Annotated in this window: 22 protein-coding genes; 16 read left to right on the top strand and 6 right to left on the bottom strand. The window is 74.1% G+C overall.

The annotated features are described in order from the left end of the window. The first annotated feature begins 128 nt into the window (after nt 1–128). From KGD83_RS18590 to KGD83_RS18545, 10 genes are all read left to right on the top strand, one after another. Complete coding sequence (locus tag KGD83_RS18590; RefSeq protein WP_212640387.1) at nt 129–656, top strand: EF-hand domain-containing protein; 528 nt, start codon at nt 129–131, stop codon at nt 654–656. A gap of 241 nt (nt 657–897) precedes the next feature. Beyond that, on the top strand, nt 898–1,422 hold the full coding sequence (locus KGD83_RS18585; protein ID WP_212640386.1) for an EF-hand domain-containing protein: 525 nt from the start codon (nt 898–900) through the stop codon (nt 1,420–1,422). Nucleotides 1,423–1,494: 72 nt separating this feature from the next. Then, entirely contained in the window at nt 1,495–2,700 is a 1,206-nt protein-coding gene (locus KGD83_RS18580; protein ID WP_212644495.1) for a DegT/DnrJ/EryC1/StrS family aminotransferase, read from the top strand. Further along, nucleotides 2,697–3,848 carry a DegT/DnrJ/EryC1/StrS family aminotransferase gene (locus KGD83_RS18575; protein WP_212640385.1) on the top strand — a complete coding sequence of 384 codons (1,152 nt, stop codon included), beginning with the start codon at nt 2,697–2,699 and terminating at the stop codon, nt 3,846–3,848. Before KGD83_RS18580 ends, KGD83_RS18575 begins: the two co-directional genes overlap by 4 nt. Next, nucleotides 3,845–4,831 carry a UbiA family prenyltransferase gene (locus tag KGD83_RS18570; protein ID WP_212640384.1) on the top strand — a complete coding sequence of 329 codons (987 nt, stop codon included), beginning with the start codon at nt 3,845–3,847 and terminating at the stop codon, nt 4,829–4,831. Before KGD83_RS18575 ends, KGD83_RS18570 begins: the two co-directional genes overlap by 4 nt. Beyond that, entirely contained in the window at nt 4,828–6,198 is a 1,371-nt protein-coding gene (locus tag KGD83_RS18565) for a protoporphyrinogen/coproporphyrinogen oxidase (protein ID WP_212640383.1), read from the top strand. Before KGD83_RS18570 ends, KGD83_RS18565 begins: the two co-directional genes overlap by 4 nt. Continuing rightward, a complete protein-coding gene (locus KGD83_RS18560) occupies nt 6,195–7,856 on the top strand; it encodes a class I adenylate-forming enzyme family protein (protein WP_212640382.1) in 1,662 nt (553 codons plus the stop codon). The genes KGD83_RS18565 and KGD83_RS18560 overlap by 4 nt, the downstream gene beginning before the upstream one ends. Further along, complete coding sequence (locus KGD83_RS18555) at nt 7,847–9,847, top strand: CoA transferase (RefSeq protein ID WP_249351943.1); 2,001 nt, start codon at nt 7,847–7,849, stop codon at nt 9,845–9,847. Before KGD83_RS18560 ends, KGD83_RS18555 begins: the two co-directional genes overlap by 10 nt. Beyond that, nucleotides 9,844–12,393, top strand: coding sequence for an AMP-binding protein (locus KGD83_RS18550; RefSeq protein ID WP_212640381.1), 2,550 nt, complete (start codon nt 9,844–9,846; stop codon nt 12,391–12,393). The genes KGD83_RS18555 and KGD83_RS18550 overlap by 4 nt, the downstream gene beginning before the upstream one ends. A gap of 111 nt (nt 12,394–12,504) precedes the next feature. Continuing rightward, nucleotides 12,505–12,978, top strand: coding sequence for an SRPBCC domain-containing protein (locus tag KGD83_RS18545; RefSeq protein ID WP_212640380.1), 474 nt, complete (start codon nt 12,505–12,507; stop codon nt 12,976–12,978). A gap of 66 nt (nt 12,979–13,044) precedes the next feature. On the opposite strand, the gene KGD83_RS18540 is transcribed toward KGD83_RS18545, so the two are convergent. The 4 genes from KGD83_RS18540 to KGD83_RS18525 form a co-directional block, all read right to left on the bottom strand. Then, nucleotides 13,045–14,313, bottom strand: coding sequence for a tetratricopeptide repeat protein (locus KGD83_RS18540; RefSeq protein ID WP_212640379.1), 1,269 nt, complete (start codon nt 14,311–14,313; stop codon nt 13,045–13,047). A 197-nt stretch (nt 14,314–14,510) separates the two neighbouring features. Beyond that, the gene (locus KGD83_RS18535) at nt 14,511–14,729 is read right to left on the bottom strand and encodes a hypothetical protein (protein ID WP_212640378.1); all 219 of its coding nucleotides are present in this window, start codon (nt 14,727–14,729) and stop codon (nt 14,511–14,513) included. Nucleotides 14,730–14,989: 260 nt separating this feature from the next. After that, entirely contained in the window at nt 14,990–15,313 is a 324-nt protein-coding gene (locus KGD83_RS18530) for a hypothetical protein (RefSeq protein WP_212640377.1), read from the bottom strand. Between the two features lie 236 nt (nt 15,314–15,549). Next, nucleotides 15,550–16,113 (bottom strand): ATP-binding protein, encoded by a 564-nt coding sequence (locus tag KGD83_RS18525; protein WP_212640376.1) that lies wholly within the window; start codon nt 16,111–16,113, stop codon nt 15,550–15,552. A gap of 235 nt (nt 16,114–16,348) precedes the next feature. Here KGD83_RS18525 and KGD83_RS18520 point away from each other — a divergent pair, with 235 nt between their 5' ends. The 3 genes from KGD83_RS18520 to KGD83_RS18510 all read left to right on the top strand — a co-directional run bounded on the left by KGD83_RS18520 (nt 16,349) and on the right by KGD83_RS18510 (nt 19,351). Further along, complete coding sequence (locus tag KGD83_RS18520) at nt 16,349–17,167, top strand: helix-turn-helix domain-containing protein (RefSeq protein ID WP_212640375.1); 819 nt, start codon at nt 16,349–16,351, stop codon at nt 17,165–17,167. An 8-nt stretch (nt 17,168–17,175) separates the two neighbouring features. Then, nucleotides 17,176–17,373 (top strand): DUF397 domain-containing protein, encoded by a 198-nt coding sequence (locus KGD83_RS18515; protein WP_212640374.1) that lies wholly within the window; start codon nt 17,176–17,178, stop codon nt 17,371–17,373. A 391-nt stretch (nt 17,374–17,764) separates the two neighbouring features. Further along, the gene (locus tag KGD83_RS18510) at nt 17,765–19,351 is read left to right on the top strand and encodes an RICIN domain-containing protein (protein WP_249351940.1); all 1,587 of its coding nucleotides are present in this window, start codon (nt 17,765–17,767) and stop codon (nt 19,349–19,351) included. A 182-nt stretch (nt 19,352–19,533) separates the two neighbouring features. Here KGD83_RS18510 and KGD83_RS18505 read toward each other — a convergent pair whose 3' ends face one another. Then, nucleotides 19,534–20,091, bottom strand: a complete 558-nt coding sequence (locus KGD83_RS18505) for a chorismate mutase (RefSeq protein ID WP_212640372.1) — start codon at nt 20,089–20,091, stop codon at nt 19,534–19,536. Nucleotides 20,092–20,360: 269 nt separating this feature from the next. Between KGD83_RS18505 and KGD83_RS18500 the strand changes: the two genes are divergently transcribed. The 3 genes from KGD83_RS18500 to KGD83_RS18490 all read left to right on the top strand — a co-directional run bounded on the left by KGD83_RS18500 (nt 20,361) and on the right by KGD83_RS18490 (nt 23,535). Beyond that, nucleotides 20,361–20,969 (top strand): DUF6309 family protein, encoded by a 609-nt coding sequence (locus KGD83_RS18500; protein ID WP_212640371.1) that lies wholly within the window; start codon nt 20,361–20,363, stop codon nt 20,967–20,969. Between the two features lie 190 nt (nt 20,970–21,159). Further along, nucleotides 21,160–22,035: a PRC and DUF2382 domain-containing protein gene (locus tag KGD83_RS18495; protein ID WP_212640370.1), complete on the top strand. Its 876-nt coding sequence runs from the start codon at nt 21,160–21,162 to the stop codon at nt 22,033–22,035. Between the two features lie 108 nt (nt 22,036–22,143). Next, nucleotides 22,144–23,535 (top strand): flavin monoamine oxidase family protein, encoded by a 1,392-nt coding sequence (locus KGD83_RS18490; RefSeq protein WP_212640369.1) that lies wholly within the window; start codon nt 22,144–22,146, stop codon nt 23,533–23,535. Between the two features lie 52 nt (nt 23,536–23,587). Here KGD83_RS18490 and KGD83_RS18485 read toward each other — a convergent pair whose 3' ends face one another. Next, on the bottom strand, nt 23,588–24,520 hold the full coding sequence (locus tag KGD83_RS18485; protein ID WP_249351939.1) for a hypothetical protein: 933 nt from the start codon (nt 24,518–24,520) through the stop codon (nt 23,588–23,590). Between the last annotated feature and the right edge of the window lie 94 nt (nt 24,521–24,614).

Here is a 24,614-nt window from a genome sequence, read left to right as displayed (position 1 = left end):
TAGCACTCTCGCAGGCTAATGTTCTGGGTGTGGGGAAGGTTCGGCCCGGTTCGGCCGGAGATTCCTTTCCTGTGCTCGGAGAGAGCATCGTACGTCTGTTTTTCCATGGGAACCGAGAGGGAAAATAAATGACGACCGCCACCAAGGCCAACAGCCGCCTCGAAGAGCGCTTCCGCCTCTGGGACGCCAACGGCAACGGGACCATCGAGCGCTCGGACTTCGAGACCGAGGCCAACGACATCGTCTCGCGCCTGGAGGCCGAGGGCACCGTCCAGGGCAACGAGCTCAAGGCCGCCTACCTGGCGATGTTCGACCACCTGGCCGCCGCCGCCGGCACCCAGGAGATGAGCCGGGAGCAGTTCGTCCAGGCCGCCGAGCAGGAGATCATCAGCAAGGGCGACGCCGGCTTCGCCTCGGTCGTGCAGCCGACCATCCAGGCCATCGTCAACGTGCTGGACACGAGCGGCGACGGTGAGATCAGCCCCTCCGAGATGCAGAAGTGGTTCGCCGCCATCGGACTCCAGGGCGCCGAGGCCGACCGCGCCTTCGCCGAGATGGACACCGACGGCAGCGGCAAGCTGTCCACCACCGAGCTGGTCGACGCGGTCCGCGACTACCACCTCGGCCGCAACGACATCCCCCTCCTCGGAAGCTGAGCCCGCCCGTTCCGGCCGCGGTCGACCGCCGCGGCCGGGACCGTTTCCCGACCCCCCCTCCGTGGTGCGAGGACGCGGGAAAGCGAAGTGCCCCGGCCCTCGCGTTCCGTCTTCCCCGTCGCGTGCGGGAAGGGTGTCATCCGGCGTTGAAATCGATCGGGGTCCGATTTCGGATGCCCTTTTCGAACGCCGGTATGACGTCGTGATTCTGTTGTTCCACGGAAGAAGTGAGGGAAAGCCCATGACGACCGCCACCAAGACCGCCAGCCGCCTGGAGGAGCGTTTCCGCCTCTGGGACGTCGACGGCAACGGCGTGATCGAGCGCTCGGACCTCGCTGCCGAGGCCGACGGCATCGTCTCGCGGCTGGGCGCCGAGGGCACCGCCCGGGGCGACGCGCTCAAGGCCGCCTACCTGGGCATGTTCGACCGCCTGGCGGCGGCAGCGGGCACCGACCGGATGAGCCGCGACCAGTTCACGGAGGTCGCCGGGCGCGAGATGGTCGGCAGCGAGGACGGCTTCGCCGAGATCGCCCGGCCGACGCTCCAGGCCACCATGGACGTGCTCGACACCGACGGCGACGGCGAGATCAGCCGGAGCGAGATGCGCCAGTGGCTCGACGCCGTCGGCGTCAGCGCGCGGGACTCCGACCGCGTCTTCGACGAACTCGACACCGACGGCAGCGGCACGCTCTCCGCCTCCGAACTGGTCGACGCGGTCCGCGACTACCACCTCGGCCGCAACGACATCCCCCTCCTCGGCGGCTGAGCCCCGACCCGGCCGCGGCCCGCCGCCCCGGCCGTCGTCCGCCCCCTCCCGCAGCGTAGAAACGTGGAGAAGTTGAAGAGAACGCTCGAACCCCCCGAGGCGGCGCCCCCCGGCAGAACACGCCTCCCCGTCCCCTTCTTCGACCAGTCCCGGAGCTTCGCGGAACTGTGGCCGCGCATCCGCGACAACTGCCTCCGGGTCATGGACCGGGGCAAGTTCTCGCACGGGGCCGTGGTCGCCGAGTTCGAGGACGCCCTGGCCCGCTGGACCGGCGCCCGGCACGTGGTCGGCGTCAACTCCGGAACCGACGCCCTCGTCATCCTGCTGCGCGCCGCCGGGCTGCGCCCCGGCGACGAGGTGATCGTCCCCGCCTACTCCTTCGTCGCCACCGCCAGCTCCGTCGTCCTCGCCGGGGGCGTACCGGTCTTCGCCGACATCGAGGAGCACGGGTACGGCATCGACCCGGCCTCGGTGGACGCGGTGGCCACCTCCCGCACCCGGATGGTCATGCCGGTCCACCTGTTCGACCGCCTGGCCGACGTGGAGGGCGTGCGCGAGGTCGCCCGGCGCCGCGGCCTGACGGTGCTGGAGGACAGCGCCGAGGCCATCGGCATGCGGCTGCGCGGCGTGCACGCCGGACTGCTCGGCACCGGCGGAGTGCTGTCCTTCTTCCCCTCCAAGACCCTCGGCGCCATCGGCGACGCGGGCGCGCTGCTCACCGACGACGACGGCGTGGCCGAGACCGCGCGGGCACTGCGCCACCACGGCCGCTCCGGGCGGACCCTGGACGACTTCCCCGGCATCGCCAACCCGACGGTCGTCGCGGGCTGCAACAGCAAGATGGACGACGTCCAGGCCGCCGTGCTGCTGGCCAAGCTCTCCCGGCTCGACGCCGACATCGCCCGCCGGGCCGAGCTGTCCGCGCGCTACGACGCCCGCCTGCGCGACCTGCCCGGGATACGCGCCGTGCCCGGCGCCGTCGCGCCCCACCCCGGCGGCGACCGCGTCGTCTACGTCCACCTCGTCGAGGCCGACGACCGCGACGCCCTCGTCGCCCACCTGGCCGGGGCCGGGATCGGCACCGAGACCTACTACCCGATCCCGCTGCACCTGCAGCCCTGCTTCACCCGCCTGGGACACGCGCCCGGCGACTTCCCGCGCGCCGAGGCGGCCTGCGAGGCTGCGGTGGCCCTGCCGCTCTACCCCGACCTGACCGACGCCCAGGCGGACCGTGTCTGCGAGGAGATCGAGGACTTCTGCGTTCGGAGGCACCGATGACCACGGCGACCGGGCAGCGCATCCCCTTCTTCGCCCCCGACCTTTTCGACGCCGACCGCGACGTCCTGCTGGAGGCCGTCCACGCCACCGGCACCGGCGGCGCGCAGAAGTTCATCCTCGGCGAGGGCACCGCCCGCCTCGAACGCCAGCTGCGCGACCGCCTCGCCGCCGCCGACGTCGTCGCCTGCTCCAGCGGGACCTCCGCGCTCACCCTGATCCTGGCCGCCATGGAGATCGGCCCCGGAGACGAGGTGGTGGTACCGGCCTTCGGCTGCGCACCGCTGGCCAGCACCGTCGTCGAACGCGGCGCGAGCCCGGTCTTCGCCGACATCGACCCGGTCTCCCTGACCCTGGACCCGGACGCCGCCGAGGCCGCCCTCACCGCGCGCACCCGCGCGGTCATGCCCGCGCACCTGTTCTCCATGATGGCCGCCATGCCCCGGTTCCGGGACCTGGCCGACCAGTACGGGCTGCGCCTGGTCGAGGACTCGGCGCTGGCGCAGGGCGGAACCCTCGGCGGCCGCCCCGCCGGGCTGTGGGGCGACGCCGGGGTCTACTCCTTCGTCCAGGTCAAGACCTTCGGCATGCCCGGCGAGGGCGGCGTGGTGGTCACCGCGGACGCCGAACTCGCCGTGCGGGTGCGGATGCTGCGCAACCACGGCCAGGACGGCACGCACCGCTTCCTGCACCACCGGATCGGCCTCAACAGCCGCTTCGACGAGGTGATGGCCGAGTTCCAGCTGCACCGGCTGAGCAGGCTGGAGGACCGGCTCGCCCGCCGGGCCGACATCTCCACCTACTACTCCAGCCGGTTCGCGCAACTGGCCGGAGCCGGGATCACGGCGCCGCCCACGGGCGGCGACGGGCGCTGCCACTACGTCTACACGCTCCTGGCCGAGGAACGCGACGACCTGCGCGTCCACCTGTCCGCGCACGGGATCGACACCCACGTGTACTACCCGCGCGCCCTGCCCGCCCAGCCCGCGTTCGCCCCGTACGCCCGGGCCGGGGCCCGCTGGCCCAACGCGGAGTCGGCGGCCCGGCGCAACATCTCCCTGCCGCTGTACCCGCACCTGGACGACGCCCAGGTGGAGCGCATCGCCGACACCGTGTGCGCGTTCGCTGACCGTTCCAGGAGAACCAGATGACCGACCACACCGCCGCGCCCCCCGCCGGACCGGCGCCCTCAGCAGCGCCGCCCCGGGGCACCCCGGCCGCCTACGCCCGGCTGGCCAAGCTCGACATCTACGACTACTACATCGGCCTGCCCCTGGTACTGGCCATGCTCGCGCCCGCGCTGCGCTGGGAGCCGGGCACGCTGGGGCTGCTCCTGCTCATCCTGCTCGCCGAGGTGGCCGTGGTGGCCGCCATGGTCGCCTTCGACGACGTCACCGGCTACCGCGACGGCAGCGACGCGGCCAACTACGGCTCGGACGCGGCCCGCCGCCGGCTGGCCCGCAAACCCCTGGTCGCCGGGACGCTCACCGAACCGCAGGCGCTGCGCTTCGCCTGGGCGGCGACCGCGGTGAGCGCCCTGCTCTGGGGTCTGGTCGTCCTGGTCGCCCCGCACCAGCCCGCCTGGGCGGTCGCCCTGGCCGCCCTGTGCGTGGTCGCCTCGGTCCAGTACTCCTGGGGCCTCAAGATCAGCTACCGGGGCTTCCAGGAGGTCTTCCTCATCGGCCTGGGCGTGGGCTGGGTCCTGGTGCCCTACGGGCTGCTCACCGGCGAGCTGAACGGCTTCGTCGTGGTCCAGGCCCTGCTGTTCGGCTTCGGTCCGATGCTCTTCGGCCTGTACTCCAACACCAACGACGCCGCGGGCGACCGCGCCGCAGGGCGGATCACCGTGGCCGCGATGGTGCCCAGGCGCCTCAACACCGCCTTCATCATCGCGGCGACCGCGGCGGAGAGCCTGCTCATCAGCGGCTCCACCCTGGCCGGGGTCTCCCCGTGGTGGTTCCCGATCGTCCTGGCCCCCGTCTTCCTGATGCGGCTGGCCCAGCTCTTCATCGGGTTCGTCCAGAACGACATCCTGCGCGCCCGCCGCCTGGCCATCCACACCCACCGGGTCACCGTGGTCCTGCTCATCGCCGCCCACCTGCTGGCCCCCGTGCTCCTGGGAGGCGCCGTATGAGCGAGGTGCTCGACGTCGCCGTGGTCGGAGCCGGCCCCGCCGGACTGGCCACCGCCCACGCGCTGGCCCGCGCGGGCCGCTCGGTCCGCGTCCTGGAGGCCGCCGAGGCCGTGGGCGGACGCATGCGCACCCTGCGCGAGCACGGCTGCCTCATCGACACCGGCGCGGAGATGCTGCCCCCGGCGAAGGCCTACCCGGCCACCTGGAAGCTGATCCGCGAGGTCGGCCTGGACGCCGACCGCGGCGCGGTGCCCCGCGTCCGCGGCGCCCTGGCGTCCTGGCGCGGGGGCCGGGCCCGACCGCACGTGGGCCGCCCCCTGGGCCTGCTCACCGGCGCCGGGCTGTCCCCGCGCGCGCGGGCCGATCTGCTGCGCCTCCAGACCCATCTGGCCCGCCTCGGCCTGGACCCCGAACACCCCGAGCGCTCCCCGCTGGGCGCGCGCACCCTGGCCGAACTGCTCCGCCCCTACCACCCGGAGCTGCGGTACCGGCTGCTCGGCGCCCTGGCCGCCGGGTTCTTCGGCTGGGACCCCGAGCACACGGCCGCCGCCCCCTTCGCGGCGCACCTGGTCTCCGCGGGCAGCAGCGCCCGCTGGCGTACCTACCGCGACGGCATGGACACCCTCGCGCGGGTCCTGGCAGACCGGCTCGACGTGGTCACCGGCCACCCGGTGACCGGCGTTTCCGCGGGCCCCGACGGGGTCGGGCTGGAGTCCCCGGCGGGCACGGTCACCGCCCGCGCGGCCGTGCTGGCCGTGCCCGCCCCGCTCGCGGCCGTGCTCCACCCCGGCGCGACCGGCGTCGAGCGCGCCTACCTGGAGGCCTGCGAGTACGCGCCCATGCTCCGCGTCTCCCTGGTCCTGGACCGCCCGATGGAACCGGCCGGGGCGCGCGGCGGCTTCGCCACCCTGGTGCCCGCCCCGGAGGACCCGCTGCTCAACGTGGTCACCGCCGACCACAACAAGCACCCCGGCCGGGTGTCGTCCGGCCGGGGCCTGGTCTCCCTGGTCGCCTCGCCGAGCGGCGCGGCCCAACTCCTGGACGCCTCCGACGCGCTGGTGGCCGAGCGGCTCACCGCCCGCGCCGAACTCCTGCTGCCCGGCCTGTCCCGGCACGTGGAGGCCGTGCGCGTGCACCGCTTCCGCCACGGCCTGCCCGCCGCCGGGCCGCGCGCGCTGCGCGAGCGCGCCGCCTTCGCCGTCCGCCCGCCCGCGGCCGTGGACTACGCCGGGGACTGGATCTCGCTGCGCCCGTGCAGCGAGGGCGCGGTCTCATCCGGGGCCACGGCCGCCGCGCGGATCCTGGCCTTCCTGGCCCCCGCGGCCCAGCCCCCCGTTCCCGCCTCCAGTGAGGACCGACGACGATGACGCTGTTCACCAAGCCCCTGCACCTGGGCACACTCTTCGACGACCTGGTCGAGCGCGGCTCCACGACCGCCGTGCACCTGAGCAGGCCGCTGGACACCGCCCCCGGGCTGGGCACCGAGCTGGACGTGCCCCGGGTGGCCGAACTGGTGCGCGAGGCGGCCGGGTGGCTCGCGGCGGCCGGTGTGCGGCCCGGCGACCGCGTCGCGATCGCCAAGCGCAACCACTGGGACTACGTACTTCTCAACTGCGCCGCGGCCCGGCTGGGCGCGGTGCCCGCGTCGCTGTCGGCGCACCTGGAGCCGGACGCGCTGGAGGTCCTGCTCAAGCGGCTGGACCCGGCGCTGCTGGTCACCGACGCCGCCCTGCTCGCCGCGTCCCGGGAGGCGGGGGCCGACCCCGCCGTGCACGCGGCCCGCACCCTGGTCATCGACGGCCCGACAGGGGGCGCGGGTCCGGCCGGGGACGGGGTCCCCGTCGGGGGAGGGGGTCCGGCCGGGAGCGTCCTGCGCCTGGACGACGTGCGCGGCGCCGAGGCACCGCCGCCGCGCAGGCCGCACCTGGACGCGCCCCTGGCGATCATGCACACATCCGGCACTACGGGCGTGCCCAAGCTGGTCCCGCACTCCACCCGCACGATCATGCGCCGCCTGGCCGGGTTCGAGGCGCACCGCTGGCCCGTGCTGAGCAGTCGCCCCGACGACACGGTGACCGGCGCGTACTCCTTCGCGCACGGGCGCGCGCTCGCCTGGACCGCCAGCGTGCTGTGGCTGTCCCCGGGCGGGCTCTCCGTGGTCACCGGCGCCGACTGGGCCGAGGCCGGGCCGCTGCTGGAGCGGCACCGCCCCACCACCCTGGAGGCCGCGCCCGCGGTCTTCGCGCGCTGGCAGAACCGGGCGGAGCGGGAGGACGCCCCGTTCGACCGGGTGCGGCTCTACGTCAGCACCTTCGACGCCGTGCACCCGCCGACCGTGCGCGCCTTCCTGGGCGCCACCCGCCACCGGCGCCCGGTGTGGATGCAGGGCTGGGGCCAGAGCGAGACCGGGCCGCTGACCTTCCGGTTCCTCACCCGGAGGGCGATGGCCGCGGAGAACGAGCGCCACCCGACCACCCGCCACCTGGGCCGCGCCATCCCCACCCGCACCAAACTGCGCGCGGTCGACCCGCACACCACGCTCCCCGTACCGGCCGGTACGCCCGGCCTGATCTTCTGCCGCACCGAGGCCCTGTGCCTGGGCTACGTCGGCGAGGAGGGCCGGTGGCGGTCCAAGCTGGTGGGCGAGTGGTGGAACACCGGCGACATCGGCGTCCTCAGCCGCACCGGCGCGCTGCGGTTGGTGGACCGCGAGGTGGACGCCCTGCGCGAGGGCGGATGCCTGGAGGTGGAGGACGTCGTGGACGACCGCCTGCCCGAGGTGCTGGAGTGCGTCGTCCTGAGCGTTCCGGACGGGCCCCCGGTGCCGGTGGTGGCCACCGAGAGCGGGGGCCTGGACACCGTGGCCTGGCGCGGCGCCGTCGCCGACCTGCCCGAACTCGCCGACCCGGTGGTGCTGACCTGGGACGAGCTGCCGCGCACCGGCACCGGCAAGGTCCGCCGCTCCGTGCTGCGCGAGCACTTGGGCCTGCGCCCCGACACCTGCGGAACGGGTAAGTGGACGTGACCGCCGCGCCGGTGGACGCGGCCCCGTTCCCGCTGACCGGTGCCGCCGCGCGAGCGGTGGGCGGCTCGGTCGCGCTGCGCATCGCGGCGGCGCGCCTGGAGGCGCTCGGCTGCGCCGTCTCGCGCGCCGAGGGACCCCTGCCACCGCAGGCGCCGGCCGGGTGGATCGGCCTTGTAGCCGTTCCGGACGAGTGGGGCCCGGGCGGGAACGGCTCCGGCGGAGGGGGAACCAGGGTGCTGCCGGTACCGGTCGGCTGCGCCATCGGCTGGTCCGGCCCGGTCGCGGAGCCCCTGGCGGGGGAGCGCGACGTCCAGGCCGCCTGCGGGCTGGCGCACCTGCACGGCCGGGCCCATGGGGCGCCCCGGTTCCTGGGGGTGGACTACGCGTCGGTGTGCGCCGGGGTGCTGGCCGCCCAGGCGGTGGCGGCCTGCGCGCTCGCCCTGGCGCGCGGCGGCCCGGCGCTCTCGGCGTCGGTCTCCGCGGCCCAGGCCGCCCTGCTCGCGGCTGGACCCTACGTCGCCGCGGCCACCGCCCCGGGTCGGGGGGCTTCTGCGGGCGCGTCCGCGCTCGACGCGGGAGGAGCCGGCGCCGGTGGCGGCCGCGGTGCCGCCGTGCCCGGAACCGTCCCGCCCTTCCGCTCCGCCGACGGAGCGCGCTTCGAGATCGAGACCCTGGACGCCGAGGTCTGGCTGCGGTTCTGGACCGGCCTGGGCGCCGCCCCGGCCGCGATCGCCGCCGGGTGGCCGCCCTTCCAGAGGCGCTTCGCCACCGCGGTGTGCCCGCTGCCGCCCGAGCTGCCCGCCGCGATCGCGGCCGTGGACCTCGCCCGGGTCCGCCTGGCCGCCCGCGACGCGGGCATGAGCCTGGCCCTCGTCCGCGCCGTCCGGGACGCCCGGGAACCCGACCCGGCCTCGGAGTGGCGGCTGCGCGCGCGGGACGCCGCCGGGGCCCCGGCCGCCCCTCTGGAGCGGCTCGGTCCCGACGCCGTCGCCCCCCTGGCCGGACTGCGGGTGGTGGAGGCCACCAACCGCGTGCAGGGCCCGCTGGCCGGGCTGCTGCTGGCCATGCTCGGCGCCGAGGTCGTGCGGATCGAACCCCCGGGCGGCGACCCCATGCGCGGGGTGGCGCCGCTGGCGGGGGACAGCTCCGCCCGGTTCCTGGCCCTGAACCGGGGCAAGGGCGCGGTCGAGACCGACCTCAAGACCGCGACCGGGCGCCGGGGCGCCCGTGACCTGGCCGCCACGGCCGACGTCCTGCTCTACAACTGGCCTCCCGGGCGCGCCGAGGGGTTCGGCCTGGGCCCCGAGGACCTCGTCGGCCCCGCCCCCGGCCTGGTCCACGTACACGCCGACGGGTGGGGCGGCCGGGCCCCCGAACCCGGCGCGCTGGCCACCGACTACCTGGTCCAGGCGCACGGCGGGGTGGCCGACCTCCTGGCCGGACCCGGGCAGGAGCCCGCGCCGTCCCTGCTCACCCTCACCGACGTGCTCGGCGGAATCCTCGCGGCCGAGGGGGCGGTGGCCGCGCTGCTGCTGCGCGCCCGCACCGGCGCCGGGGTCCGCGCCCGGACCGCCCTGTCGGACGCGGCCCGGCTGCTGCGCCGAGCCGGACGCGGCACCGCGACCGGAGAGGGGGAGCGGAGTGCCCCCTCTCCCGGCGGGCGGAGCGGTCCCGTGCTCGTGGAGGACCTGGCGGCGATGGCCGCCGCACCGGCGTTCGCGACGGCCTTCGACACGGTCGGCGGCGCTTCCTGCGTCCGCGCCCCGTGGAGCTTCGCGTCCGCCGCCGACGCCCCGGGAGCCGAGACGGGCCCGCGTGCCGGAGCCGCGCGCCGGGGCGCGTACGTCCGGAACGAACCCGCTCCCGGCGTCACCGCCGGTCCCCGCGACGGCGCCAGCGTCAGGACCACCGGACCGGACATCCCGCGCGCCACACCGTCGACGTCTCCGGACGGCGACGTGGCCGCCCACACGCCCGCGGAGAACCGGTGACCTGGACCTCCTCCAACGGCCTGGAACTGCGCGACCTGGTCCCGGACGACCTGCGCGCGCGGTGGACCGCACGCGGCTGGTGCCCGGGCCAGGACCTGTACACCCTCTTCCACGAGCGCGCGCTCGCCCACCCCGGACGCGACGCCGTCGTCGATGACCGCGGCACGCTCGACTACGCCGGGCTGGACGCCGCCGTGCGCCGCGCCGCCGCCGCGCTGGCCGCAGGGGGGACGGGGGAGCGCGACGTCGTCGGCGTCCTGCTGCCCAACGGGCGCGAGGCCGTCGTGGCCGAACTCGCCGTCGCCGCCGTCGGCGCGGTCGCGCTGCCCGTACCCGACGGCCGGTCCCCGGCCGACGTGCGCGGCCTGCTGGCCCGTTCCCGGGCCGCCGACCTCGTCACCACCCCGGATCGAGCCCGACAGATCCGCCGCGAGGACCCGCCGCCGACCCTGCGCCGGACGTGGGCGTTCGGCCCGGCCCGCCCCGGGACGCGCAGCCTGGACCGGCCCGACGCCGGGACGCTGCGGGACTGGCGCCCCGCCCGGCCCGACCCCGAGTCCCCGGCCCGCGTCCTGGTCTCCTCCGGCTCGGAGGGCGAACCCGGCATGGTCGCCTACAGCCACAACGCCATGGCGGGCGGCCGGGCCAACTACGTCGCGGCGCTGCACACCGGACCCGGCCCCATGCGCAACCTGGTCCTGGTCTCGCTGGCCTCCTCCTTCGGCTCCTGCGGGGTGCCGGTGACCCTGGCCGGGCTCGGCGCGACCCTGGTGGTCCTGCCCCGCTTCGACCCGGCCGCCGCGCTGCGCGCGATCGAGCTGCACCGCCCCACCCACCTGATCGGCGTGCCCACCATGCTGCGGCGGATCGCCTCGCTGCCCGAGCGGGCCGACACCTCGTCCCTGCTCGCGGTGGTGGCCAGCGGCGCCCCGCTGCACCGGGAGGTCCACGACGCCTGCGCCGCCCGCTTCGGGCGGCCCGTGGTCAACGTCTACGGCTCCACCGACGGGGTCAACTGCCACACCGCCCGCCGCCCGGAGCCGTGGGAACCCGGCCTGGCCGGAGACCCCGCCCCCGACGTGGCCGAGGTGAGCATCCGCGACCCCCGGGGGCGCCCGGTTCCCCGGGGGGAGACCGGCGAGATCTGGGCCCTGGGACCGATGACGCCGCTGTGCCGCGTCGCCGCGCCCGAGCTGGACGCCGAGCGGCGGGCCCCGGGCGGGTGGGTGCGCACCGGCGACCTGGGCCGCCTGGACCCCGACGGCGCGCTGCGGGTGGTGGACCGCCTGCGCCGGACGGTGATCCGGGGCGGCGTCAACATCTTCCCGGCCGAGGTGGAGCGCGAACTCGGCGCCCACCCCGCCCTCGCGGAGGCCCACTGCGTCCCCGTCCCCGACCCCGACCTGGGCGAGCGGGTGTGCGCCTGCGTGTCCCCCGCGGAGGGGGCCGCCGCGCCCTCCGCGAAGGAGCTCATCGCCTTCCTGCGCGACGAACGCGGACTGGACGTGCGCGCGCTGCCCGAGCACGTGGTCGTGCTGCCCGAACTGCCGCTCGGCCCGACCGGGAAGGTGTGCACGGCCACCCTGACCCGCGTCGCCGCCGAGGCCGTCGGCGCGCACCGGCCGCCGGACCGGGCCGTGGCCGAGGGCGGTCGCGCCCCGTCAGACCCCGTAGTCCGAACGGCCGGATCGGCCCGACCTGCCCCGACGATCCGACCGACCCGACCGACCCCCGAGGAGAGACCGGTGACCGACACCGCCGAGGACCAGCGCTACGTCTTCGACAACCACAGCGAGCACGCCTTCGACCAGCACCGCTTCCTGGCCGCCGCCTACGACCCCGTGACCACCGAACGCCTGGAGCAGACCGGTGTCGGGCCGGGGTGGGACTGCCTGGAGGTGGGCGCCGGGGGCGGCAGCGTCGCGCTCTGGCTGGCCGACCGGGTCTCCCCGGGCGGGAGCGTACTGGCCACCGACATCAAGCCCGAGCGCGTCCCCGCCGTCGAGGGCCTGGAGGTCCTCCGCCACGACGTGGTCCGCGACCCGCTGCCCGAGGCCGCCTTCGACCTCGTCCACTCCCGGCTGGTCCTGCTGCACATCCCGGAGCGGATCGCGGTCCTGGACCGCCTGGTGCGCGCGCTCAAGCCCGGCGGCGTGCTCCAGCTCGACGAGTTCGACATCACCTACGGCCCGGCGCTGCTCATGCCCGACTCCGAGTCCCAGAAGCTCTACGAGGAGTTCCAGGAGGCCAAGACCAGGCTGATGCTCCGCGCCGGGGCCGACCCGGCCTGGGGGCGCAACGCCGCAGAAGCGATGCGCGGCGCGGGTCTGGTGGACATCGACCCCCGGCCCCGGCTGGAGCTGTGGGACGCCGACTCCCCTGGCGTGCACCTGATCGCGCACCACACCCGCCACCTGCGCGACGCCTTCGTGCGCGAGGGGATGAGCGACGAGCGGCTCGCCCGGGTACGCGCGCTCCTGGCGGACCCGTCCTTCCGGGCCAGCTCCTGCGCGATCTACTCGGTCCAGGGCCGCCGCCCCCTCTGAGCGCGTGGCCCGCGTCCGCCCCCGCGGCCGGTGCGGTCCGAGCACGCCGTCTGTCGGGAGTGTCGGCTAGGTTGCCCGCGTACACGCACAGCAGTGTCCGGGAGGGCGACCATGACATCGAGAGCACCGCGTACCGACCGGGCGAGCAGGACCGTCCGCGCCTCCGCGACGGCGGTCTACGCGGCGATGACCGAACCGGACGCCCTCGCGGCCTGGCTGCCGCCCCAGGGCATGACCGGCCGGATCGACCGCTTCGAGCCCTGGCCCGGGGGCGGGTACCGCATGGTGCTGACCTACCTCGACCCGGGGGAGGGGCGGGGCAAGACCTCGGAGACGGAGGACGTCACCGAGGTCGCCTTCGCCGAGCTGGTGCCCGGGGAGCGGGTCGTGCAGCGGATCGACTTCGAGTCGCCCGACCCCGACTTCGCCGGGACGATGACCATGACCTGGACCCTCGCGGCGGCGCCGGAGGGCACCCTGGTCACCGTCGAGGCCGCCGACGTGCCCCGGGGCATCGACCACGCCGTCCACGAGGAGGCGCTCGCCTCGTCCCTGGCCAACCTCGCGGCCCACGCGGAGCGCTGATCCGGTGGTCCGGTCCCGGGCGGACGCCTCCGCCCGGGATCGGAGCGGCTTCCCCGCCCGCGGTCATCAGCCGTCGGCGGCCAGACGGCCCAGGCGCTCCTCCACCTCGTCCGCGCGCGGGTCGTCGTGGTCGCGCAGGTACTCCAGGGCCGCGTTCCACGCCTCCCGGGCCTGGACCGCGTCGCCCAGTCCGGCTCGGGCGTCGCCCAGCCCCAGCAGCGCGACCGCCCGGCTGTCCCGGTCGTCACGCTCCTCGAAGACCCGGACGGCCGCCTGGTACTCCGCGACGGCCTCGGCCGCACGCCCCGAACCGGTGAGGCCCCGGCCCGCGGTGCAGCGCGCCCACGCCACGCTCCAGTCGGCTCCGATGGCCTCGAAGGCCTCGATCGCAGCCCGGCTGTGGTCGAGGGCCTCGTTCCAACGGCCGAGGTCCACGGCGAAGTCGGCCAGGCTCAGCAGCCCCATCGCCGCGCCGCGCCGCTCGCCCGCCTCGTGGAAGACCCCGATGGCCCGCCTGACGTTGTCGGGGGCGGTTCCGTCGCGCTCACCGCGCTGCCAGGCCACCACTCCCAGCTGGCGCAGCGCGAACCCCTCCACCCACGGATCACCGGCCTCCCGGTTGGCCTCCAGGGCGGACTCGTAGTGCCGCACGGCCGCGTCGAGATCGCCCAGCAGCCACTGGGCGTCGCCCATGCCCAGGTGGTTGCGGGCGAGCCCGAAGGCGGTGCCCGCGCTCTCGGCCGCGCGGAGGCCGACCGCGTGCAGGTCGCGCCACTCGTGCCAGTGCCGGTGAAGCTCGAACAATCCGTACACGCTCGCCGGCAGCCGCCAGGCGGTGTCGTGGTGGCCGTGCTCCAGTGCGGCCCGCACCACGGCCACGAGGTTCGCGCGCTCGGCCTCGAACCAGTTCAGCGCGTCCTGGACGGAGCCGAACTCGGGCAACCCGTGATCCTGTCCCCGCCCGGGGACGACCGGGAAGTCGGGGTGTTCCACGCGCTGGGCCCGGGCTGCGGCGTGCGTGTACCACCGGGCCGCCCTCCCGACGGCCTCGCCCGCCGCCTCCGGTCCTTCCTCGGCGCGGACCCGCTCGACCGCGTACAGGCGGACCAGGTCGTGCAGCCGGTAGCGGTCCTCGCGCGGGCGCTCCACGAGGTTCGCCCGGACGAGGCGGTCCAGGAGCCTCCGGGCCTCCGCCTGCGGGGTGTCGGTGAGCGCGGCGGCGGCCCCGGGGGAGAACTCCGGCCCCGGGTGCGGGCCCAGGCGTCGGAGGAAGCGGGCGGTGCCCGCGTCCAGGGCCTGGTAGGAAGCCGTCATCACGGCGCGCAGATCACTCAACTCGTCCTCCTCGGCGAGGGCGTCCAGACGGGAATCCTCGGCGGCCAGTTCGCGTACCAGGTCGCTCAGCGCCGCGTCCGGCCGGTCGAGCAGAAGTTCGGCCGCTCCACGGGAAACCGGGAAGGTTCGTACCGCTCCTGCCAGGAGACGAAGGCGCCGGGTTCCCCAGATGCTGTGGAACCCGGCGCCGTAGGAGGTCAGCCCTGTCTCTGTCGGTGGAGTTCGACGGCGGCGAGAACGACCTCGGGGGAGATGCGGACCGCGGTTTCCCCGGGCAGGGGGTTCTCCACCTTCGCCCAGTCCTCCGGTGCCAGAGCGGGGCCCTGGACGACGAACTCTCCGGTGTCGCTGAGGTAGACCGAGGGGCAGCCCTTGCCTCCGGACGCGGGGTCCTTGGCGAGCAGTTCCAGTTCCATGGATCTCCGTTCAGGCTTTGCGAGGGGCCTTCAGGGGACGCCGAAACTAGCACGCAGGCCTTGCGCCAAAGGGGTTCTGGCCGTTTCCGGTCCGTGCGGTCCTGGTCCCTTCTCTGCTCCGTTTCCACTCCTTTCCCCGGGTTCTCATCGGGCACGAGCGCATACAACCCTGCGGGGTTCATGGCTCTCCGTTCCTTCGCAGCGGTATGGCGGGCGGGGCGCCGCGACCGGCGGGCGGCCGGTCGCGGCGCCCCCGAGGGTCAGGGGTTCCGGTGGAACCCACGGAAGGGGGAGGTGTTCGGTGCTGCCGTGGCGTCAGCGACCGAGCGGATCAGCTCCTCGGGGCTGTCGGCACAGACCAGCCGCATGCGACCGGTGTGCGCGGCCCAGTACTGGCGGGTGCGCTGGCCGAACCAGACCGTCCAGCCGTGGTCGCGCAGCGCCGCGAGTCCGACTCGGGGGCCACCGTTCGGGCCGGGCCAGGGTGCTGGAGGGCGGGAACCGCGTCCGGGTTCCGGGCGGGCGACGGGGCCGGGCCACATGGGGAAGGCCTCCGGTCGCGGCGCCTCCGCCACGGCGGTCACCCGGCGGGCTTCCGCTGCGGAGACAGATGCGGAGACAGAGCCAGGGCCCGGCGCAGGGCCGTCGGGTCGCTGGCGGTGACCAGATCGGCCGGACAGGGGCAGCACCGGCGGGCCAGCGTGGCGACGAGGACCGGGCGCCCCGACTCGTCGTGGAGTTCGCAGATGAGGTGATCGGGGAAGTCGCCGCGCAGGCGACGGATCTCCGGGCTGGGATAGAGGCCGTAGCCGGGCACGGTTCACCACCCGCTCCGGTTCCGCATGGCCGTGCGGGGCGCCGGAACCGCAGGTGGCTGCTGCGGTGTCTGCGGCTGTGCGACCCGCTGCCGGGGCAGCCTGAGCGGCCGGGCGGGGCCCGGCGGCTGGTCCGGCCGGTCCGGGTTCCACCCCAGGGTGAAGAAGACGGCCGGTCCCTGCGGGGTGTGCTCGACGCCCCAGGTGTCGGCCAGGGCGTCGACGAGGAAGAGGCCCCGCCCGTGCTCGGATCCGGGGTCGGCCGGAACCGCATGGAGGGCCAGAATCCGGGTGTCGTCGCAGCCGCGCACGGAGACGCGGAGGCAGCGGGTCGAGGCGAACAGCGAGACGAGGAACGCCCCGCCGCGTGCTCCGGCGGGGGAGTGCAGCAGGGCGTTCGTGGCGAGTTCGCTCAGGATCAGGAGGGCGTCCCGGGCGGGGGAGTCGGGGGTCCGTGCCAGCTCCATGCGTCGGGACAGCCAGTCGCGCGCGTCCTTGACGGCGGACAGCGCGCAGGGGAAGCGCCCGAGGTAGCGCCGAAGCTCGGGCCGCGGTGGGGGTTCGGGCATGGGAGTACTACGGTTGTCCAAGGTCCTCACCTGGTCTCTCAGGTCGTGGGCTCAGGCCCTGCCCGGGCGCTGCAACGCCCGGGCAGGGCCGTTTTCATGCCACAGGCATCGCGCTCGGTAATCACCGGGCTGCATAGCGCTGTCGCACAGTCATAGTCCATCACGTCTAGCTTCTATGCAAGGTGCATTTCGAAAAAAGCTGATGGCAGGTGAAGATGTCCGCTACCCTCTCGGCATGAAGAGTCCAACGGTGGGACGCTGGCAGTTGGCCCAGGAGTTGGGGAAGCTGAGAGGGGAGAGGCCGCGCGATCGGGTGGCCAAGGCCATTGACGTGGCCCCGAGCAGCATCACCAGATGGGAAGACCCCAGCGGAGCGATACCGCGGCGCCGAGACCTGCATGCGCTGCTGGAGTACTACGAGGTGTCGGGCGAGGAGATCGGCCGCTATCTGGAGCTACGCGAACGTGCGCGCGAGTCCGGCTGGTGGCAGCGCTACGGGATCAAGGGCGGCTACGGCACCTACATCGGCTTGGAGAGCGACGCGCGGAAGATTCAGCGCTACGACGCCATCCACATCCCTGGCCTGTTCCAGACCGAGGACTATCAGAGAGCGTTGATAGCGGGTAGCGGAGCTGCGATCAGTCAAGAAGAGGTGGACCGTCGGATTCAGGTGCGCAGGGAGCGGCAGCGGGTCTGGATGAGTAATCGTCCGCAGACCTGGGCCATCATTGACGAAGCCGCCATTCACCGCATGGTTGGCGGGGCCGAGGTGATGCGGTCCCAGCTTGACCATGTCATGGCTTTGATGGATGAACCGCACGTCACCGTTCAGCTTTTGCCCTATGAGGTCGGGGCTCACGCGGCTATGGAGATGGGCTCGTTCACGGTCCTTGAAGTTGGAGTGCTCAGTGTTGTGCATACCGAGCAACGCAGGAGTGTCCTCTTCCAGGACGACTCCGCTGAGGTTGAGGAGCATCTCCGTGTGCTCGATAGGCTGCGCATGGAAGCATACGGAGATGCCAAGACCAAGACTGGTCTGCGTAGCGCACACTGAGGTGGAACTTGAGAGAGCAGTGGTACAAGAGCAGTTACTCCACCGCTAGTGGGGAGTGTGTGGAAGCTGCTCGCTTGGCCTCGGGGGAGCACGGTATGCGTGACTCCAAGCAGCCTGAGCTGGGCCACCTGGCCTTCGCCTCCGCCGAGTGGCACCCATTCGTCTCCTCGCTGAAGACGGCAGACACTACCTCCGCTACCTCCTGACACCCCGCCCCTCCCGAATCCCCGCAACGTCGAGCCCCGGCAGCGCCTTCGCTTCCGGGGCTTCGTGACGCACGGCTTCTCCCGGACCTGGTTTCAGTACAGGCCGCCCGGTGCGCGCGGAAGACCGCGCAGGTTCACCGCCCCCACCCCCCGGAACTCCGTCCCTTCCCGACCGTAGTCGCACGGCTACCGTAAAAACGTTTTTCGTGTTAGCTTCCGGTGCAATGGGAGCGCTCCCCACCCCCCACTCCTTCCGGACACCGCCGTCCGGAGTTCGCACAGAGGAGCAGCAGTGCCCATCAACCCCCCGGTTCCCCCCGGCGCGCCCCGGACCGCGCCGCCGTCCTCCCCGCCCTCGCGCAGACACCTCTCGCCCGCGTCACGTCTGCGAATGCTCCTGTACTCCGCCCTGGCCGTCGTCCTCTGCACGAGCGGACTCTCCGCCGCCGCCGTCGCCCCCGCCCAGGCCGCCGACATCGACACCGGTGCCTACTACGTCCTGCGCAATCAGCACAGCGGCCTGGTCGCCGACGTCGAGAGCGCCGGAACCCAGGACGGAGCGCGGATCATCCAGTGGGAGCGCACCGACCGCCCCTGGCAGCAGTTCCGCTTCGTGTCGTCCGGCGACGGCTACTACCGCCTCGTCAACCGCCACAGCGGTAAGGCCGTCGACGTATGGGAGCACTCCACCGCCAACGGTGCCGAGATCCGCCAGTTCACCGACCTCGGCAACGCCAACCAGCAGTGGCGCCCCGTGGACACCGGCGGCGGGGTCCAGCTGATCAACCGCCTCAGCGGCAAGGCCCTGGAGGTCTGGGAGTGGAGCACCACCCCGGGCGACCGCCTGTCCCAGTACGACTCCCTCGGCGGCGCCAACCAGGTCTGGGACCTGGTCCGCGTGGACGACGACGGCGGAGGCGGGGGAGACGGCGACTGCGGCAGCGGTTCCCACCACGCCGAGGCAGTCCAGAACGGCTCCACCTGGACCGCCCGCAACGGCACCGGCACCGTCTACACCGGCGGCGACATGCTCGCCGCCATGCGCGCGGCCGTCGGCGGTCTCGACCCCGGCCGCACCTCCCAGCAGCGCGTGGTGGTGCGCGGCTCCGGCTCCATGCCCGCCAACACCTCGCTCGACCTGCCCAGCCACACCTCACTGGAGGTCTGCGGCACCGTCCACGTGTCCGGGGCGGTGGGCGCAGACCACGCCGCCGTCCGGATCCGGAACGCCCGGGACGTCTCCGTCCCCCACCTGTCCGTGACCGGCTCGCCCTACTTCGGCGTCTTCGTGCGCGGTTCGCAGAACGTGCACTTCGGCCAGATCGACCTGCGCCTGTCCAGCGGCCTGGGCATGCGCATCGACAGCCGGGGCAGCGACGCCAACCGCACCACGCGCGACATCAGCATCGACGACGTGTACGTGTCGGGCACCGACAACCACGGCGTGGAGACCTACAGCGTGGACGGGCTGGACATCGGCACGGTCACCGCTCGCGACACCGGCTACTCGGGCCTGCTGCTCAACAACACCGTCAACGCCACGGTCGACCGGGTCGACGCAGAGGGGGCCGGAACCGGAACCGGCTACGCGGCCTTCCGCATGGCCAACCGCAACGGTCGCGTCGGCGGCGACCACCCGGTCAACGTCCGGGTCGGAGAGGTCCGCGCCCGCGGCGGCGGCCGGGGGGTCTTCTGCGTCTCCGAGAGCGGCGGCGCGGTGATCGACCGCGTGGACATCGCCCAGACCGGCAACAACGCGGTCCTGGTCGAGAACTGCCACAACGTCACCTTCTCCGGAGGGACGATCGCCGGTCCGGGCAGCGTCCGGATCGCGGCCCGCTCGGAGTTCGCCAACACCTCGAACGTCACGTTCCAGAACCTGACGCTGGCCAACACCTCGCTGGTCGAGAACCCGTGCTCGGTGAACCTGACCGTCCGCAACGTCACCTTCCAGAACAGCGGCGACCAGACCTGCTGACCACGCCCCGACCACAACCCGACCACGTCCGGAACACGCCCTGAACAGGCGTGACGCCGGGGCCCGACCCCCTGGGGCCCCGGCGTCGCCCGCCTGGAGCGGCCCGGCGGAGCCTGACACGTTCTCCCGTCGCCTCCGCTTCCGCTTCCGCGCCCACCGAGCGCGGTCCCGGATCACCGGGTTCAGACGCAGACCGACTCCAGCGCGCCGGACAGGGCGGCCGACGCCAACCGGTCGAGTCCGCGCGCCGCCGCGGTCTCGTCCGTGCTCCGCGCGATCCGCGCCGCGCAGCCGGGGGCGGTGCGCTCCTCCTCGGCGGCGGCCAGCGCCCCCACCAGCGCTGGGGTGATCCGGTCCAGCTCGGCGCGCACTCCGGCCAGGTCCGGCGCGTGCTCCGGTCGCCGGTCGGCCTGCGCGTACCACCGGGCGTGCAGGCCGCGCTGGACCACCTTGTTGGCCTCCATCTGGTCGCGCGCGACCGCTACGGCGGAGGCCGGATCCGTGCCGAGTTCGGACGCGTGCCGCTCGGCGGCGGCCAGGACCCGCGCCTCGCGTTCGGGGGCCTCGACGGGGTCGCCGGTGTGCCATTTGGCCGCGGCCACCAGCGGAGCGGTGTCGAGGCGGTCGGCGGACAGGAGCACGACCGCCTCCAGGCCGTTCGGCGGTGCGGACGCGGCGGCGGTGGAGGAGACCAGGAGCAGGGCCGCGACGGCGGCGGCGAGGGTGGCTGCGGTGCGCATGGACGAGGACCTCGGGCGACGGCGGGAACGACGGGACCCCCGCATCCTAGCCCTTTGTGCTTAGCTGAACGCGAAGGGTCACGGATCGGTGCGCGTTCCCTTTTCCGACGCGCCGTGTCCGTCTATCCTTCGCAGCGGTAACCGCCGCGGCGACAGGCGCCGGCCCCTTCGGTCGTCGGACCGCCGCCGTCCCCGTGACTCCCGAGGCCCCGCCACCGCCGAACCCCCGTGACCGCCCGCCCCGGCGGACCGACCTGAGGACCGAACCCGTGCAGATCCTCGAACCCGTCACCCCCGACACCGTCCTCCGGCGCTTCCGCGCCACCCACCCGTTGGAGGACGAGGTCTCCCGCGCCACCAACACCTACGCCGAGAGCGCTCTGACCCTGGCCACCCGCCAGCTCGGCGGGACGTGGCACCGGGTCGCCCTGGGCCGCGCGGACGTCCTGTCCGTGCTCCTGCCCTGGCACACGGGCGAGTGCGGGGAGCGCGAACTCGTCCCCCCGGGCGGGGCGACCGTCGCCGAGACCCTGGGCACGCTCACCGACTGGCGCCGGGAGTACCCCGTCGGCAACCCGGTGTGCTGGGGCAAGCTGGACTGGCACACCGGCGCGGCCCACGCACCGCTGTTCCTGAGTTCGCGCGCCCTCGACCACCCCTTCTACGAGCGGCTCGAACGCACGGACGCGGTGACCCACCTGGACGGCCTGCACCGCATGCTCGCCTGGGCGCTGGCGGACCGGCTCCCCTCGCGACCCGCCCTTGAGGCCTACCTGGCCGGTCCCCTGCCCGAGCCGCGCGACCCGGGCGCCCCCTCCGCGGCCCGTCCCGCCGCGACGGCTCCAGCCGAGGCCACCGCCGACACCAAGGACGCTTGACCCCGAGGGGCCGAACCCCCCGGTTCCGTCAACGCGCGACGGTCCGGGGCAAGGGGCGCGTCAACACTCGCCCCGGACTCGGTAGCGGCTTGGGTGAGCCGTTAGTCCGCGCGGCTCACGGCGGGTAGGGGGTGGGCGGACAGCGTTGGGGCACCCGCCCCTCGACCACGCGAACCACTAGGGGGACATCGTGGCACGCGATCGCACACCCGCAGACCTGATCGGGCACCACGTCCTCGATCGGGAGGGCCACAACGTCGGCAAGATCAACCAGGTCTACCTCGACGACAACACCGACCAGCCGAGCTGGGTGTCCGTGCACACCGGCCTGTTCGGCAGGCACGAGACCCTCGTCCCGCTCCAGGGCTCCCAGCCCGTGGAGGAGGACATCCGGGTCCCCTACGACAAGTCCGTCGTCAAGGACGCCCCGCACGTCGACGCCGACCGGCACATCTCTCCCGAGGAGGAGCAGACGGTCCGCCAGTACTACGCGCAGCACGGCGGTCCCCCGATGCGGGGTGAGGAGACCGGGATGGGCACCGGCCCCGGGCCGCAGACCACCGGCCGGGAGGACATGGCCGGGGGCGCCGCCGGAGGCGTGGCCGGGGGCGTGGCCGGTGACGCCGCGATGCGCGACCGCGACGCTGGTATGCGCGACCGCGACCCCGCGATGGCGGACGAGCGCGACGACATCTCGATGACGCGTTCGGAGGAGCGCGTGGACATCGGCGTGGAGCGGCGCGAGGCCGGCCACGCCCGCATGCACAAGTACGTCGAGACCGAGCAGTTCGACGAGACGGTCCCGCTGCACCACGACGAGCTCCAGGTCGAGCGCCGCCCGGTGGACGACCCCTCCGCGGTGCGCGAGCCCCGGGAGATGGGCGAGGACGAGCAGACCTTCACGCTCTACGAGGAGCGCCCGGTCGTCTCCAAGGAAGAGGTCCCCGTCGAGGAGATCCACGTCCGCAAGCGCGACGTGACCCGCGACGAGCACGTTCAGGGCCAGCGCCGCCGCGAACGGGTCGAGCTGGAGGACGACGAGGGGGAGCCGCCCGCCAACGCCTGACCCGGCCGCACGGCCGGGCCCGGCCGTGGCCGGAGTCGTCCCCGGACACGAGGTCCGGGGACGACGCGTGCGCACCGCTGCCGCGCGCCCACACGGAGGGGGAGGTACATGACTGAGCCGGGGGACGTCAGCGAGGAGACCACCGAGGACGGGGACGAGGAGAGGGAACAGGCCACGGTGTCCCCGCCGCGCGGGCGCGAGGCCGGGCCCGGGCGCGGTCACACCATCGTGGTGGGCGCGGGCGTCGCCGGGCTGGCCGCCGCCGACCGGCTCGCCGAGGAGGGCGAGCGCGTCACCGTCGTGGAGGCCCGCGACCGCCTGGGCGGACGCGTCCACTCCCTGCGCGAGTGGGACGGCACGACGGCCACCCTGGACGTGGGCGCCTCCTGGATACGCGGTGAGGAGAACAACCCCTTCGCGCGTCTGGTCCGCGAGATCGGCGTCCGCACGACCGTGTTCAACCGCTCCACCGAGACCGCCTACGACCCCAAGGGCCGCAGGCTGCTCTTCGACCGCCACCGCCGCAACATGGAGGACGTCAACCTCCTGCACGAGCACATGTACTGGGACAACGTCGGGGCCACGCCGCAGGAGTCGATGGAGGAGGGCATCAAGCAGGCCCTCTACGACGCCAACCTGGTGCGGGCCAGGGCCCGCGACGCCAACGAGATCGTGCACCGCCTCGTGGAGGGCGACCACGGCGCCGACGCCGACGAGGTCGCCTTCACCGCGGTGGCGGCCCTGCACGAGTTCAGCGGTGACGACGTGGTCTTCCCGGACGGCATGGCCCAGGTCACCGACTACCTGGCCCGGGGGCTGGACGTGCGCCTGGAGCACGTGGTGCTGTCGGTCTTCCACGACGGGGACGGCGCGGGCGTGCGCGTGGACACACCCGGCGGGGAGGAGACCCTGACCGCCGACCGGGTCCTGGTGACGCTGCCCCTGGGCGTGCTCAAGGCCGGAGGGGTCGACTTCGACCCGGCGCTGCCCGAGGACAAGGCCGGTGCCGTCCGACGCCTGGGCAGCGGCCGCCTGGAGAAGCTGTTCCTGCGCTTCGAGGAGGTCTTCTGGGGCGACGCCGAGGTCCTGGTGCACCTGGGGACCGAGGAGGGGACGTGGTTCCACTGGTACGCGGGGCAGCGGGTCATGGGGGCGCCGATCCTGGTCTGCCGCAACGGCGGCAACGCGGCCCGGTTCCTGGAGGAGAAGGACGAGGCCGACGTGGTCGGGCACGCGCTGGACTCGCTGCGCGGGCTGTTCCGCAAGGTGCCCGAACCCGTCGGCCACCACCTCACCCACTGGATGGACGACCCGTTCGCCCGGGGCAGCTTCTCCTTCACCGCCGTGGGGTCGGGGGACGAGGACCGGACGGCGCTGGGCGAGCCGGTCGGTGAACGGCTGTTCTTCGGGGGAGAGGCGACCGAGACCGAGCACACGGCCACCGTGCACGGCGCCCTGCTCTCGGGCCGGAGGGAGGCCGAGCGCATCCTGGAGCTGTGAGCCCGCTGCGGCGCGTCCGCGTGCGGACCGGTTACCTGAGCCGGGGCGCCGGTCAGAGCCCCAGACGGCTCTCCACGGCCCTGATCCCCGCGCGGCAGGCGCGTTCCACCTCCCGGTGGTTGCGCAGCCGCTCCAGCAGGCGGAAGGGCCGCGGGTCAGCTTCGGGGCCGCCGTCCGAGCCGATGACCTCCAGGACCTGCCCCGTCAGCCTTCCGGTGCGCGTCCAGCGCTCCCAGCGCTCGAAGTCGGGGCTGGCCTGGTGCCCCATCACCAGGGCCCGGCCGCCCCGGCCGGACAGGTCGCCGCCGTCGCGCGACCACAGTTCCACGCTCCGCCCCGGACCGGCCGACCAGTCCCGTGCGGTGACCACGTCCACGCGCACGTCCGCGCCTCGGCCCGCACCCATGCCGTCGTCAGCACCCGTGTCCGCGCGCGGCCCGCCGTCCGCGGCGGGCCCGTCCGAGTCCGCTCCGGTGCGCGCGCCCGAGCCGGTGCCCGCGTCGACGTTCGTCCCAGAGCCCGCGCCCCACTCGCGTACCAGCAGGGCGTCCTCAGGGCGGGCGCGCCTGCGCACCGCCTCCACCCGATCGGTCCCGACCAGGGTCACCAGGGCGCGCGCCATCCACCACCAGTTCTCCTTGCGGGCCATCAGGCTTCCCGCGCGCAACCGGGTCGGCGGGTGCTTGGCCGCCTCCTGCTCCACCAGGTCGCGACCGAACAGGCGGCCCCCCGGGTCCAGCCGCACCTGCACCGGACCGGTTCCCACCAGGCCGGTGTCCGTCCCCGGCACGGGCGAGGTCAGGCTGAACGCGGCGCGCGCGCCGAGCGAGTCCACCAGGTCCAGGTGGGCCATCGGAAGGGCCGCGCACGGAATCCCCCCGTCCGAAAGCGGCACTACCGGGACGCTCACCGGCGAACCCAGCGGAGTCACCCAGGAGAGCTCACCGACGGCCGAACGCCGCCAGACCGTGGCGAAATCTTCCACATACTTCCTTTTCTGTGATGTGCGACTCATGTTAATTTCTCGGGACTGTACCCGAACCGCCTGGACAGAGCACCCGCAGGTCCCGCCCAACCGG

The sequence above is a fragment of the Nocardiopsis akebiae genome (assembly GCF_018316795.1).
GTDB classification, from domain to species: Bacteria; Actinomycetota; Actinomycetes; order Streptosporangiales; family Streptosporangiaceae; genus Nocardiopsis; species Nocardiopsis dassonvillei.
The sequence above is the reverse complement of the archived record's forward strand: the minus strand, read 5'-3'. Positions and strand labels throughout refer to the sequence as shown.